General features: G+C 60.8%; 11 protein-coding genes. 10 read left to right on the top strand and 1 reads right to left on the bottom strand.

Going from position 1 to position 13,628, the window contains the following annotated elements; genetic code table 11:
- The first annotated feature begins 194 nt into the window (after nt 1-194).
- The 10 genes from urtB (at nt 195) to ureC (ending at nt 9,150) form a co-directional block, all read left to right on the top strand.
- The gene (gene urtB, locus PMI27_RS03780) at nt 195-1,697 is read left to right on the top strand and encodes an urea ABC transporter permease subunit UrtB (protein WP_008146475.1); all 1,503 of its coding nucleotides are present in this window, start codon (nt 195-197) and stop codon (nt 1,695-1,697) included.
- Complete coding sequence (gene urtC / locus PMI27_RS03785; protein WP_008146477.1) at nt 1,697-2,776, top strand: urea ABC transporter permease subunit UrtC; 1,080 nt, start codon at nt 1,697-1,699, stop codon at nt 2,774-2,776. The genes urtB and urtC overlap by 1 nt, the downstream gene beginning before the upstream one ends.
- Nucleotides 2,773-3,645 (top strand): urea ABC transporter ATP-binding protein UrtD, encoded by an 873-nt coding sequence (gene urtD, locus PMI27_RS03790; RefSeq protein WP_008146480.1) that lies wholly within the window; start codon nt 2,773-2,775, stop codon nt 3,643-3,645. Before urtC ends, urtD begins: the two co-directional genes overlap by 4 nt.
- 176 nt (nt 3,646-3,821) lie before the next feature.
- Complete coding sequence (urtE, locus tag PMI27_RS03795; protein WP_008146485.1) at nt 3,822-4,520, top strand: urea ABC transporter ATP-binding subunit UrtE; 699 nt, start codon at nt 3,822-3,824, stop codon at nt 4,518-4,520.
- 30 nt (nt 4,521-4,550) lie between these two features.
- Nucleotides 4,551-5,390 (top strand): urease accessory protein UreD, encoded by an 840-nt coding sequence (locus tag PMI27_RS03800; RefSeq protein WP_008146487.1) that lies wholly within the window; start codon nt 4,551-4,553, stop codon nt 5,388-5,390.
- A 229-nt stretch (nt 5,391-5,619) separates the two neighbouring features.
- A complete protein-coding gene (ureA, locus tag PMI27_RS03805; protein ID WP_007907366.1) occupies nt 5,620-5,922 on the top strand; it encodes an urease subunit gamma in 303 nt (100 codons plus the stop codon).
- 9 nt (nt 5,923-5,931) lie between these two features.
- Entirely contained in the window at nt 5,932-6,465 is a 534-nt protein-coding gene (locus tag PMI27_RS03810; RefSeq protein ID WP_008146490.1) for a GNAT family N-acetyltransferase, read from the top strand.
- A 6-nt stretch (nt 6,466-6,471) separates the two neighbouring features.
- Nucleotides 6,472-7,005: a GNAT family N-acetyltransferase gene (locus PMI27_RS03815; protein WP_008146492.1), complete on the top strand. Its 534-nt coding sequence runs from the start codon at nt 6,472-6,474 to the stop codon at nt 7,003-7,005.
- A complete protein-coding gene (locus tag PMI27_RS03820) occupies nt 7,005-7,310 on the top strand; it encodes an urease subunit beta (protein WP_008146494.1) in 306 nt (101 codons plus the stop codon). Before PMI27_RS03815 ends, PMI27_RS03820 begins: the two co-directional genes overlap by 1 nt.
- A gap of 139 nt (nt 7,311-7,449) precedes the next feature.
- Complete coding sequence (ureC, locus tag PMI27_RS03825) at nt 7,450-9,150, top strand: urease subunit alpha (protein WP_008146496.1); 1,701 nt, start codon at nt 7,450-7,452, stop codon at nt 9,148-9,150.
- Nucleotides 9,151-9,278: 128 nt separating this feature from the next.
- On the opposite strand, the gene PMI27_RS03830 is transcribed toward ureC, so the two are convergent.
- Nucleotides 9,279-13,595 carry an NEL-type E3 ubiquitin ligase domain-containing protein gene (locus PMI27_RS03830; protein ID WP_238545919.1) on the bottom strand — a complete coding sequence of 1,439 codons (4,317 nt, stop codon included), beginning with the start codon at nt 13,593-13,595 and terminating at the stop codon, nt 9,279-9,281.
- Nucleotides 13,596-13,628: the final 33 nt, after the last annotated feature.

Raw genomic sequence — 13,628 nt, 5'->3', positions numbered from 1 at the left:
CTGGGGAGAGGGGGAAAGGGAGCTGATCTTCATGCTTTTCAAAGCCTGAGTTCGGCTCGAATTTGCAAGTCGCAGCAAGTCGACCAAACACCTCGGTCAGTCCCCTCTACCCTCTGGGGAGAGGGTTAGGGTGAGGGGTCGATCCAAAGCCGAACACCGCTCCATCGGCCGTAGCTAGACAGGGAACACCACCAATGCCCACTGCCCTTTACCGCTTCATCCTCGCCCTCGCGCTGCTATTGCCGATGGCCGCGCATTCTGGCGACGCCGAAGACTTCGTCGCGGCCAATCCCGTGCAGCAAGCCAGGCTTCTGGAAGCCTGGGCCGCGCAGCCCGATCCGGCCCGTATCGAGCTGATCAACGCCCTGCAACAAGGCGAGTTGACCGTCGACGGCCAACCGAAAACCCTGCGCCTGAACAACCGCCTGCGCGGTCTTATCGACACCGCGCTGGCCAGCCACCAATTGCTCGCGACCGACGCCAAAACCCGTCTGGCCGCCGCGCAGCAATTGCAGAAAAGCGCCAAACCGGCGCAGTTGAAATTCCTCGACCAGCAGTTGGCTGGCGAAAAAGATGAAAGCGTTCACGCCGCTTTGAGCCTGGCGCTGGCCAATCTGCAACTGGTCGATGCTGACCCGGCCGTACGCCTCGCCGCTGTGCGTCTGCTCGGTGAAACCGGTGATCCGCTGGCTCGCACCCGCCTCGAAAGTCTGCTGCAACCCGGTGTCGAAGCCGACGCCGGCGTACGCACCGCTGCCGAAACCAGCCTCGCCCAGGTCAAACGCAAATTGCTGATCGGCGAGATCCTCGGCCAGGCCTTCAGTGGCATGTCGCTGGGTTCGATCCTGTTGCTTGCCGCACTCGGTCTGGCGATTACTTTCGGCTTGCTCGGCGTGATCAACATGGCCCACGGCGAGATGCTGATGCTCGGCGCGTACTCGACGTACGTGGTGCAGCTGATGTTCCAGCGCTTCGCTCCGCAAGCCATCGAGTTCTACCCGCTGATCGCGTTGCCGGTGGCGTTTTTCGTCACCGCCGCCATTGGCATGGCGCTGGAGCGTACGGTGATTCGCCATCTCTACGGCCGCCCGCTGGAAACCCTGCTCGCCACGTGGGGCATCAGCCTGATGCTGATTCAGCTTGTTCGGTTGGTGTTCGGCGCGCAGAACGTCGAAGTGGCCAACCCGGCGTGGCTGTCGGGCGGGATTCAAGTGCTGCCGAATCTGGTGCTGCCGTACAACCGCATCGTGATCATCGCGTTCGCGCTGTTTGTGGTGGTGCTGACCTGGTTGCTGCTGAACAAGACACGCCTCGGTTTGAACGTGCGTGCCGTCACCCAGAACCGCAACATGGCCGCTTGCTGCGGCGTACCCACCGGGCGCGTGGACATGCTCGCCTTCGGCCTCGGTTCGGGCATTGCCGGACTCGGTGGCGTAGCCCTCAGCCAGATCGGCAACGTCGGCCCGGACCTCGGCCAGAGCTACATCATCGACTCGTTCCTGGTGGTGGTGCTCGGTGGCGTTGGCCAATTGGCCGGTAGTGTGCTGGCAGCGTTCGGCCTCGGCATCGCCAACAAGATTCTCGAACCGCAGATCGGTGCCGTGCTCGGCAAGATCCTGATCCTCGCGCTGATCATTCTGTTCATCCAGAAACGTCCGCAAGGCCTCTTCGCACTGAAAGGACGGGTGATCGACTGATGAATCAGCCCCTGCTCGTTACCGCAACACAAAAAGCCGGTCCCAAAGTCACGATCGCCGTTGGCGCGGTGATCCTCGTTCTGTTGCTGGCGTTGCCGCTGCTGTCGTTGTTGTCGCCGGACAGCTCGTTTCACGTCTCGGCTTACACGCTGACGCTGGTGGGCAAGATTCTCTGCTATGCGATTGTCGCGCTGGCCCTCGATCTGGTCTGGGGTTACGCCGGTCTGTTGTCCCTTGGTCACGGTTTGTTCTTTGCCCTCGGCGGCTATGCGATGGGCATGTACCTGATGCGCCAGGCTTCCGGTGATGGTTTACCGGCATTCATGACCTTCCTGTCGTGGACTGAGTTGCCGTGGTACTGGACCGGCACCAGCAGCTTCCTCTGGTCGATGTGTCTGGTGGTGCTGGCGCCGGGGTTGCTGGCGCTGGTGTTCGGGTTCTTCGCCTTCCGCTCGCGGATCAAGGGCGTGTATTTCTCGATCATGACCCAGGCCCTGACCTTCGCCGGGATGCTGCTGTTCTTCCGCAACGAAACCGGGTTTGGCGGTAATAACGGCTTCACCAATTTCCGCACCATTCTCGGGTTTGGCATCACTGAACCGGGGACTCGCGCGGTGCTGTTTTTCGCCACCGTGGTGTTGCTGGTGGCGAGCCTGTTCATCGGCTGGCGTCTGGCGCAGAGCAAGTTTGGCCGGGTGTTGACCGCCCTTCGCGATGCGGAAAACCGCCTGATGTTCTGCGGTTACGATCCGCGCGGTTTCAAGTTGTTTGTCTGGGTGTTGAGCGCGGTTTTGTGCGGCCTGGCGGGCGCGTTGTATGTGCCGCAAGTCGGGATCATTAACCCGAGTGAAATGTCGCCGACCAACTCCATCGAGGCCGCCGTTTGGGTGGCGCTGGGCGGTCGCGGCACGCTGATCGGCCCGCTGCTGGGTGCCGGTGTGGTCAACGGCATGAAGAGCTGGTTCACCGTGGCTTTCCCGGAATACTGGCTGTTCTTCCTCGGCGCGTTGTTCATCGTCGTGACCCTGTACCTGCCCAAAGGCGTGATCGGTTTGCTGAAAAAAAGGGGTGAACAATGAGAGTCACAGCGACGGCTGAATTCATGCTCGAACCGGCGTTTTTTCCACCATTGGAACCGAACAGGGACGCCGGCAGCAGCCGTGACGCCATCGGCCTCGGCCAGCGCGTCGGCCCCGGCCTGAACACTCGCCATGGCACGATCCTGACCCTGGAAGACATCAGCGTCAGCTTCGATGGTTTCAAGGCGCTGAACGATCTGAACCTGTACATCGGCGTCGGCGAATTGCGCTGCATCATCGGCCCCAACGGCGCAGGTAAGACCACGCTGATGGACGTGATCACCGGCAAGACTCGTCCGAGTCACGGCAAAGCCTGGTTCGGTGAAACCCTCGACCTGACGCAGATGAGCGAAGTGCAAATCGCCCAGGCCGGCATTGGTCGCAAGTTCCAGAAGCCGACAGTGTTCGAAGCCTTGAGCGTTTTTGAAAACCTGGAACTGGCGCAGAAAACCGACAAATCGGTGTGGGCCAGCCTGCGGGCGCGCCTGAGTGGCGAACAGAAGGATCGCATCAGCGAAGTGCTGGATACCATCCGCCTGACCACGTCAGTCAATCGCCCGGCGGGCTTGTTGTCCCACGGTCAGAAGCAGTTTCTGGAAATCGGTATGTTGCTGATGCAGGACCCGCAACTGCTGCTGCTCGACGAGCCGGTGGCGGGCATGACCGACGCCGAAACCGAATTCACCGCCGAACTGTTCAAGAGCCTCGCGGGCAAGCATTCGCTGATGGTGGTGGAACACGACATGGGCTTCGTCGGCTCCATCGCCGACCACGTCACCGTGTTGCACCAGGGCAGCGTGCTGGCCGAAGGGTCGCTGGAGCAGGTGCAGGACAACGAGCGCGTGATCGAGGTGTACCTCGGCCGCTAGAACTGCGAACACATACCAATGTGGGAGCTAACTGTGGTGAGGGGATTTATCCCCGCTGGACTGCGAAGCAGGCCCAAGATTTTGGGGCGGCTACGCCACCCAACGGGGCGGTGCGACGTTTCGCTAAATCCCCTCGCCACAGTTCGCTCCCACAGGGGATTGGGGAGAATTTGAAAATGCTGCAAGTTCAGAAGCTGCACCAGTATTACGGCGGTAGCCACATCCTGCGGGGCCTGACGTTTGACGTGAAAGTCGGTGAAGTCACCTGCCTGCTCGGGCGTAACGGTGTGGGCAAAACTACCCTGCTCAAGTGCCTGATGGGTTTGTTGCCGGCCAAAGAAGGCGCGGTGAACTGGGAAGGCAAAACGATCACCGCGTTCAAGCCACACCAGCGGGTTCACGCCGGAATCGCTTACGTGCCTCAGGGGCGGGAAATTTTCGGTCGGCTGACCGTGGAAGAAAACCTGTTGATGGGCCTGTCGCGATTTCCCGGCGCTGAAGCCAAGGAAGTCCCGGCGTTCATCTACGAGCTGTTTCCGGTGCTGCTGCAGATGAAGCAACGCCGCGGCGGTGACTTGTCCGGTGGCCAGCAGCAGCAATTGGCGATTGGCCGTGCGTTGGCCAGCCGTCCACGCCTGCTGATTCTCGACGAGCCCACCGAAGGCATCCAGCCCTCGGTGATCAAGGAAATCGGCGCGGTGATCAAGAAGCTTGCGGCCCGTGGTGATATGGCGATTTTGCTGGTGGAGCAGTTCTACGATTTCGCCGCCGAGTTGGCCGATCAGTACCTGGTGATGTCCCGGGGCGAAATCGTGCAACAGGGTCGCGGAGAAAATATGGAGGCCGAGGGTGTTCGCGGTCTGGTTACGATCTAATCTGCAGCGTCCTAACGATAATTAGACATCATGAATTTACCCGTCCTCACTGCCCTGTTTACCCCGAGCTGGCATGCCGAGCTGGAACTCGGCTACGCCCGATTCGGCGACAGCACCCGCCCGGTTCAGCGCCGGCACAAAGGCCCGCTGCGGGTGCAGAAGCATCTGTATGCCGAAGGGCCGGAGGTTTGCCAGCACATCATCGTGCACCCGCCGGGCGGGATTGCCGGCGGCGATCGGCTGGACATCTCGGCCAGTGTCGGCCGCGATGCCTGGGCGCAAATCACCAGCCCCGGCGCGGCCAAATGGTATCGCGCGGCGGGCCCCGCTTATCAGCAGCTGGATTTGAAAGTGGCGACCGGTGCGACACTTGAATGGTTGCCACAAGAGACGATCATTTTCAGTGCCGCCCAGGCTGAACTCAGCACGTGCATCGACCTTGAAGGCGATGCCCGGGTGTTCTACTGGGACGTGGTGGCGCTGGGACGGCCGGCCAGCGGCGAGCGATTTGATCGCGGGCATTTTCAGGCGCAACTGGACATCCGCCGCGACGGTCAGTTGCTCTGGCATGAACGCCAGCGCATTGTCGGAGGCGATGGTTTACTTGATTCGCCGATTGGGCTGGATGGGCAACCGGTGTTTGCGACCCTGTTGGTGACTGGCGACATCGATAGCGACTTGTTGGAGAAATGCCGTTCGCTGCCCCATGACGTGCGCGGAGACCTGACCCAGTTGCCGGGGCTTTTGGTTGCACGTTGCCTGGCCAGTGAAGCGCTGCTGGCGAGGGGTTGGCTGATTGATTTGTGGCGATTGCTCAGGCCTGCGTTGCTTGGCCGGGAAGCTTTGCCGCCGAGGATTTGGAGTACTTGAGGGCCACCCCTCACCCCCCGCCCTCTCCCCAAGGGGGAGAGGGAGCCTGACCGATGTGATTTGCAGAAATATTCCAGACACAAGAATGCTACTGACTGATCCGGCCCCAACATCCAACCGAGATCAGTCCCCTCTCCCCTCTGGGGAGAGGGTTAGGGTGAGGGGTGGTTTTCATTGACACCCCCAAACCGCAAGAACCTCACAAAACTGCCCAGATGGATTCCAAACGATGGACCTGACCCCACGCGAAAAAGACAAGCTGTTGATCTTCACCGCCGGCCTCGTGGCCGAGCGGCGTTTGGCGCGCGGCGTGAAACTCAACTACCCGGAAGCCATGGCCTACATTTCCGCCGCGCTGCTCGAAGGCGCGCGCGACGGCCAGACCGTGGCCGAGTTGATGCACTTCGGCACCACCCTGCTCAGCCGCGAACAAGTGATGGAAGGCATCCCGGAAATGATCCCGGAGATCCAGGTCGAAGCGACCTTTCCCGACGGCACCAAACTGGTCACCGTTCACCAACCGATCGCCTGAGGCCGCGCCATGACTTACCACATCCGCGATGCAGCGCACGCCGACTTGCCGGCGATCCGCGACATCTACAACGACGCCGTGCTCAACACCACGGCCATCTGGAACGAACAGGCCGTGGATTTGGGTAACCGCCAGACCTGGTTCAGCGCCCGCCAATCCCAGGGCTACCCGATTCTGGTGATTGTCGACGGCGACAACACGGTGCTGGGCTACGCTTCATTCGGTGACTGGCGGCCGTTCGACGGGTTCCGCCACACCGTGGAGCATTCGGTTTACGTGCGCAGCGATCAGCGTGGCAATGGCCTCGGCCCGAAATTGATGACCGCGTTGATCGAGCGCGCCAAAGGCTGCGACAAACATGTAATGGTCGCCGCCATCGAAAGCGGTAACGCCGCGTCTATTCACCTGCATGAACGAGCCGGTTTCGTGACGACCGGCCAAATGCCCCAGGTGGGCACCAAGTTCGGTCGCTGGCTGGACCTGACTTTTATGCAACTGACCCTCAATCCTGGCGCGGAGCCGCCGACCGCCAACAAGGAGTAATTTGCCATGAACGCCGCCCAACTGCGCCGCGTCAATGTTGAAAGCTTTGCGCACTATCGTCAGGGTTTGATTGATCTGCTGCTCGACGCCGTCGGCTATGGCGCCAGCGTCGGGTTCATGGCCGATCTGGACGCCACCCAGGCCCGAGCCTATTTCGATGATGTCCAGGAGAACCTGAACAAGGGCAACGTGTTGCTGTGGGTGGTGGTCAAGGACGAGCAAGTGCAGGCCAGTGTGCAACTGACTCTGTGCCAGAAAGCCAATGGCCTGAACCGCGCCGAAGTGCAAAAACTGCTGGTACGTGAACATGCGCGTCGCCGGGGTCTGGGCCAACAGTTGATGAGTGCGCTGGAAACGGCCGCCCTCCAGCACAAGCGCGGCATGCTCTACCTCGACACCGAGGCCGGCTCCCCTGCCGAAGACTTCTACAAAGCCTTGGGTTACACCCGCGCCGGTGAAATCCCTGACTATGCCTGCGACCCGAGCGGCCGCTACAAACCGACTGCCCTCTACTACAAGATTCTCCAAGGAGCCCATTGATGATTCCCGGTGAATACCAGATCCAGCCCGGTGACATCGAACTCAACGTTGGCCGCCGCACCGTCAGCCTGAAGGTGGCCAACAGCGGCGACCGGCCGATCCAGGTCGGCTCGCATTACCACTTCTTCGAAACCAACGATGCGCTGACGTTCGACCGCGCCGCCAGCCGCGGCATGCGCCTGAACATCCCCGCCGGCACCGCCGTGCGCTTCGAACCTGGGCAGAGCCGCGAGGTCGAGTTGGTAGACCTGGCCGGGCATCGCCGGGTGTTCGGGTTTGCCGGGCGGATCATGGGTGACCTGTAAATAATGCGGTGTCTGCACCGGCCCCATCGCGGGCAAGCCTTGCTCCTACAGGTGACCACGCCCCCGTAGGAGCAAAGCTTGCTCGCGATAGCGAGCTACGCGAGCGGTCTAAAATTCAATTGAATCTCAAGGCGAACGAATGAAGATTTCCCGTCAGGCCTACGCCGACATGTTCGGCCCCACCGTCGGTGACAAGGTCCGTCTGGCCGACACCGAGCTGTGGATCGAAGTCGAGAAAGACTTCACCACCTACGGTGAAGAAGTGAAATTCGGCGGCGGCAAAGTCATCCGCGACGGCCAGGGTCAAAGCCAATTGCTCGCCGCTGAGGTCGTCGACACGTTGATCACCAACGCGCTGATCATCGACCACTGGGGCATCGTCAAGGCCGATGTCGGCCTCAAGGACGGGCGCATCGCCGCTATCGGCAAGGCCGGCAACCCGGACATCCAGCCGAACGTGAGCATCGCAGTCGGCGCCAGCACCGAAGTCATCGCCGGTGAAGGCATGATCCTCACCGCGGGCGGCATCGACACGCACATCCATTTCATCTGCCCGCAGCAGATCGAAGAAGCATTGATGAGCGGCGTCACCACCATGATCGGCGGCGGCACCGGCCCGGCCACGGGCACCAATGCAACCACCTGCACGTCCGGCCCGTGGCACCTGGCGCGCATGCTCCAGGCCGCCGATGCGTTCCCGATGAACATCGGCTTCACCGGCAAGGGCAACGCCAGCCTGCCGGAACCGTTGATCGAGCAGGTCAAGGCCGGCGCCATCGGCCTGAAGTTGCACGAAGACTGGGGCACCACCCCGGCGAGCATCGACAACTGCCTGAACGTCGCCGACCAGTACGACGTACAAGTGGCGATCCACACCGACACCCTCAACGAATCCGGTTTCGTCGAGACCACCCTCGCCGCTTTCAAAGGCCGGACCATCCACACCTATCACACCGAAGGTGCGGGCGGCGGTCATGCCCCGGACATCATCAAGGCCTGCGGCTTTGCCAACGTGCTGCCGAGTTCCACCAACCCGACCCGGCCGTTCACCCGCAACACCATCGACGAACACCTCGACATGCTGATGGTCTGCCATCACCTCGACCCAAGCATTGCCGAAGACGTGGCCTTCGCCGAAAGCCGCATTCGCCGCGAAACCATCGCCGCCGAAGACATCCTCCACGACCTCGGCGCGTTCTCGATGATCAGCTCCGACAGCCAGGCCATGGGCCGCGTTGGCGAAGTGATCACCCGCACCTGGCAGACCGCCGACAAGATGAAAAAACAGCGCGGCCCGTTGCCCGGTGATGGCGAAGGCAACGACAACTTCCGCGCCAAACGCTACATTGCCAAGTACACCATCAACCCCGCAATCACCCACGGCATCAGCCATGAAGTGGGCTCGGTCGAAGTGGGCAAATGGGCCGACCTGGTGCTCTGGCGTCCGGCGTTTTTCGGGGTGAAACCGACGTTGATTCTAAAAGGCGGTGCCATTGCGGCCAGCCTGATGGGGGATGCCAACGCGTCGATTCCAACACCGCAACCGGTGCACTACCGCCCGATGTTCGCCAGCTACGGCGGCTCATTGCACGCCACCAGCCTGACCTTCATCAGCCAGGCGGCACAAGACGCCGGATTGCCCGAAGCGCTGGGTTTGAAAAAGAAAATCGCCGTGGTCAAAGGCTGCCGCGACGTGCAGAAAACCGACCTGATCCACAACGATTACCTGCCGAACATCGATGTCGACCCACAGACTTATCAGGTCAAGGCCGACGGCGTGTTGCTTTGGTGTGAACCGGCGGATGTGCTGCCGATGGCGCAGCGCTATTTTCTGTTCTGAAGATTCAAAGCAAGAAAAACCCTGAGTGCGCCCACACTCAGGGTTTTAAAGGCATCTATCGATACCATTTTTTCAGCACCCTCGATGCGCAGGATTGCGCCTTCACATCGAGGCAAAAACAACCGGGGTCAGCTAGAGGTGTCCACCGTAAAAAGAGGAGGTTCAACCCGGCGCAGTTTTGCCCGGTCCATGGCTTGCTGCGTCAGTTGCTTGATAAGGGTTTCACGCTCCTCCCTGATCAGGTCAAGCTCTGCGACAAACGCTTCATCGGTCACGACTTGACCCGGCGCAAAGGCGCTTTCAGGTTTACCGAGTTCGGCGGCAAGTACCCTGATTTCTTCCTTCAATTCCTCTCTTTCCTTCAGTGTCAGGTCCGTGCGGGAGGCGCGTTCATCCAGAGCAACCTTGAACTCGGTGGTCGCTACCGTCTTGCTATCGAACGCCCTGAAACGTGCCCGATTCGAACGCTGCACATAGCTCCGCCAGAATGGTTGTTCGGCAATCGAATCACGCAGCAGATCGCCTTCCTCCAGCCCCAAAACTCGTTGGTAGGCGCCCTCGATCATTTCGCTGGTAACGCCTGCGATTCGCCGAAACATCATGCCGCGCGCCTGCCATGGCAGCTCAAGCCGTTCTGCCAGGTCCGTCATGAACGCCAGGTGAACCTCGACCTCGTCAATGGTTCCGGTGACAGTGCCTCCGGCGTCGATGCGTCGAAAGCGTTCGCCCGCGGCCTCGCGCTCGATGATATGGCGACGGGCGATTCGCTCGATTTCATCCAGGCGACTCTTCCCCCTGGCCAACTCGACCAACTGCGCTTCGATCAAACTGGCGTTGCCCAGTTCAAGGGCTTCCTGGACCAGCACTTCAACCCCCAGAACGTTGAATAGCTGGGTCGCGGCATCCACGCATTGGGTGCGCATCGCGGCCTCGGTAAAAAATTTCGTGCGCAGCTCAGGGTCCCTGGCCATCAGCTCGATCATTCGCCACACCTTGGCTGTCAAGTCGGTTCGATAGGCGCCACCCGCGGTGAAGTCCGCCGATTGGGTCAGGCGCCGGATCTCATTGAAGAAACTGAACGAGTTGAGTTCATCCTCAAGTGCATCCCAGATCTCTTGCTTCTGTATCCACTCCCTCTGGGTCATGCCTTGCTTCCAATCCAGGCTGTCGCGCACACCTCTAGGGGGATAAGGGCGGTCAGGGTCCAGCCCTGCTGTCCTGATGTATTCCTTAAGCAACTCCAGGTTTTCAGGTGACATAAAGGGCGGTTGGCGGCTGAGCAACGTGCGCGCCAGCAACTCCCCATCTACCGAACCTGGCGACACTTCGGGTATGCGCGTGAGCAGATTATTCTGCAGGTCCAACCAGATATGCCGGGGGCGCGGAAGGTCGAACAGCCCGGCTGGCCAGGTGGTCGCTCCGGTATCGTACAGAAGCAGTGTGTGCAGGTCGGGCATGCGACCGATGTTGGGTAGCCGACCCAACGGATTGCGAGACAGCCCCAGCGTTTGCAACTTGGTGCAGCCGGCAAGCCTTTCGACGTCGGCGGGTGTCAGCACAATCCGGTTTCCCGTGAGTTCGAGGAAATTGAGGTGCGGCATCCCGTCGATATGTCGCGGCAACGTTGTCAGCTTATTGCTCCCAAGGTCCAAGGCACGCAACTTGCGAAACGGCTTAAGAAAAGACTGTTCCGCATTGGAAATACCGGTGTTACGCATTTTCAAATACGTGACATGGTCGAAATTGGCTTCCAGCGCCGGCATTTTTTCGAAATGCAGGTCCAGCGGAAAATTGCTCAGGTCCAGATGCTCCCCAATCACATCGCCGAATGCGTCACGCTGTTTTGGCCCGGTACGCTGCCAGCACTGCCTGATTTTTCGGGCGAATTGATTCCTGGCTTTCCATTCCCCGACGCCACTGGCACTGAAACGTAAATCCCGGGTCGGCGAATTCACCCACCGCTTCAAGCTCAAGCTCAACCGTTCGAATTCGAGTTCAAGTGCCTCGATCTGCATGTCAACCGGTATCCCTTCCCGGTTAAAACCGTCCAGCATTGCGACCGTCTCGTCTGACGTCAATGAGGGGTAGAGCCGCCTGATCCGCGCTTCCGGGCTCTGCCCCCAACGCCTGTCAGCGAGTTCGCGAAAATATCCCAGCATCCCGCCCCCTGGCAAACGCATCGTTTGTGGGTCGTACCCCGGTTTGCGGATCGGGTGCTCAAGCAGGATCGGTTCCAGTTGCGCATGGCTCAGCGGTGAGCTCTGCACGGCATCCTTCAACCGGGCACCTTCGTGAATGTCATAACCCAGTGCGTTGCGTTCGGTATCCGGCAGGGCATGCAACACCGAGGCGTAGAGATCGTCGGTACCGTGCAGATGCTGATCCTGCGCGTCTCGCGCTTGATAACGACCGTTCTCATCCAGCACCAGTACTTTGCGGATCGGCGCTTCCGCCGGCCCCACACTGGCGAGCAGGTCCCCGGAAAATCCCAGGTGATGAATTTCGATCCGAACATCCGCCGACCATCCCGGCAAGTTGGCCAGCGAGGCCAACTCGAGGCGACGGGTGTCGGCGTTTTCCAGCTCTTCGAGGTAAAGCCCCTCGTATGCCCGATTCACCCGCACCTGCTCCTGCGCCCGGCGTGCCTGCTGGCGCAAACGCAGCGGCAGGCGCTGTTTCTCGGCCAGGTGTTGCAGGTCGGCAGGCTCGGCACTGTCCAGTAATTCTTGCGCAACGCTGCCGGGCAGTTGCGGGGAATTGTCCACCAGCAAGCGCACCTGCGGGCTGCCGGATACATCGCGGCTTTTGTACAGCGCATCGAACAGACGCTTGTGTTGTTTCTTCGCCTGCATGGCCAATCGGCTGCGTAGCGCGTCGACCCGTGAGGGTGTGTCATTGGCGACCTGTGTACCCAGCATCTCGCGAAGTTCGGTCGTGTTCAGGGATTCAATCACCCGCTCGGGCAATTTCCCGGCCACCAACTCCGAGCGGCTGATTTTGATCGTTTGTGGCTCGGTGGCCATGGTGTTGCCATGTTTGAAGGACGTCCCGGTGCGATCATCGCCTTCAAATACCTCCAGGGCCCGGGACTCCGGCCAGCGCGGTAGTTCGACAAGAGTCGTCGGCAGAAAACCGGCCATCTCCTCCGGGACCTGGTTCGACAGGATTTGCTCGGGATAGCGTTGCGCGTCGGCGTAAGTATTGAAACGCGTGATCGTGTCGCGTAACAACGCCGGCGGAGTTTCATGCTCGACATGCAGTCGGCGCAACAGCCCCTCTTCAACGCCGCTCACTTGCTGGATTTTGGCCAGGGTGGCTGCCGAGTAATGCTCCAGAGAGTTGTCCAGCCTGCGCATCAGGCGAGTCGCGTCCCAGGTCAGCGGTTGCTCGGTTTCAGCTTTCCAGGCGCCGACGTCGTTATGCTCCACCACCGGTTGGTAGGCGCCTGGCCGGTCTGGATGTTGCAGACGATGCTCGCCCGTCACCGGGTCCTGGCTCACCTGGTAATGCTTTTGTTCCATCCGCAGCCACTGCTGCTCGCCGTGCTGATACAGCCCCAGATCATCGGGTTTGGCCTCGGCTGGCAGCGCCACCGAGTGCTCGTAAGGTGTCAGGTCCGGTTTCCACAGGCGGCTCTTGCCCGTGGGCAGCTTCACCGGTTTGAGACGGTCGATCAGCGGACTGGGGGTGACCGGCACCCGACTGCCTTGGGGCAATACGTGCCCGGCAGCCATCAAGGCCAGTTGCGCAAAGTTGATGATGACCCCGTTGATGTGCGCCGACGCCTCGTCGCGATCGCCCTTGCTCCAGTCTTCGATGCCTTCCAGCAACTCTTCGGCCATCTGCGCCACCATCAGCGCCAGCACGGCTTCGCCCAGCCCCGGCACCAGCATTGCGGCAAAGTTGAACACGTTCCAGCCGATGTCCAGGTAGCTGCTCAGGCGCTTCCAGCGCGTGGCGGCGTCTTCATCGTCGGTGGGCACGGCGATCGCCCGCGCGTCGCTGATCGCCTTGTCGCGCTTGAGGCGATACAGCTGCGGCCACAGTTCGCCCGACAGTCGGTTGGTGATCGGCTCGGCATTCGGGTTCTCGACCGCGGTTTCCCGCCACCAGGGCCCCATGTCCAGCGGTTCACGCTGCTGCCAGGTGATCTGGCTCAGACGCTCGCGGACCCGGGCAAAGAACCGGCCCTGGTCCTTCTGTGCCACGAAACGGCTGAAGAACGCCTGGTAGTCCGGCTCGCGCAGTTGGCTGATCAGCGCTTTCATGAAGTCCGCCAGCGAGGCGTACTCTTTCAGCGGGTGCAGCGGGTCGTCCGGCACATAGGCAATCACCGGGCCGCTCAAGCGGCTTTGTTTATAGATGTCCTGCTGGCGCAGCATCTCTTCGCTGATCCCGGCGGGACCATTGGCGAAAAACGCCTGCAGCAATTTGAACTTGTCCATGTCGTTGCCCGGAGACATCAGCGACAACATGCC

This window comes from Pseudomonas sp. GM41(2012), assembly GCF_000282315.2.
Taxonomy (GTDB): Bacteria; Pseudomonadota; Gammaproteobacteria; order Pseudomonadales; family Pseudomonadaceae; genus Aquipseudomonas.
Note: the sequence above shows the minus strand (reverse complement) of the source record. Positions and strands in the feature narration are given on the sequence as shown.

Bases quoted from the DNA above. Each gene is read 5' to 3' on its own strand.
- urtD (WP_008146480.1), top strand. From the start codon at position 2,773: ATGAGAGTCACAGCGACGGCTGAATTCATGCTCGAACCGGCGTTTTTT.
- PMI27_RS03830 (WP_238545919.1), bottom strand. From the start codon at position 13,595: ATGGACAAGTTCAAATTGCTGCAGGCGTTTTTCGCCAATGGTCCCGCC.
- urtE (WP_008146485.1), top strand. From the start codon at position 3,822: ATGCTGCAAGTTCAGAAGCTGCACCAGTATTACGGCGGTAGCCACATC.
- urtC (WP_008146477.1), top strand. From the start codon at position 1,697: ATGAATCAGCCCCTGCTCGTTACCGCAACACAAAAAGCCGGTCCCAAA.
- PMI27_RS03800 (WP_008146487.1), top strand. From the start codon at position 4,551: ATGAATTTACCCGTCCTCACTGCCCTGTTTACCCCGAGCTGGCATGCC.
- ureC (WP_008146496.1), top strand. From the start codon at position 7,450: ATGAAGATTTCCCGTCAGGCCTACGCCGACATGTTCGGCCCCACCGTC.
- PMI27_RS03820 (WP_008146494.1), top strand. From the start codon at position 7,005: ATGATTCCCGGTGAATACCAGATCCAGCCCGGTGACATCGAACTCAAC.
- urtB (WP_008146475.1), top strand. From the start codon at position 195: ATGCCCACTGCCCTTTACCGCTTCATCCTCGCCCTCGCGCTGCTATTG.
- PMI27_RS03815 (WP_008146492.1), top strand. From the start codon at position 6,472: ATGAACGCCGCCCAACTGCGCCGCGTCAATGTTGAAAGCTTTGCGCAC.
- ureA (WP_007907366.1), top strand. From the start codon at position 5,620: ATGGACCTGACCCCACGCGAAAAAGACAAGCTGTTGATCTTCACCGCC.
- PMI27_RS03810 (WP_008146490.1), top strand. From the start codon at position 5,932: ATGACTTACCACATCCGCGATGCAGCGCACGCCGACTTGCCGGCGATC.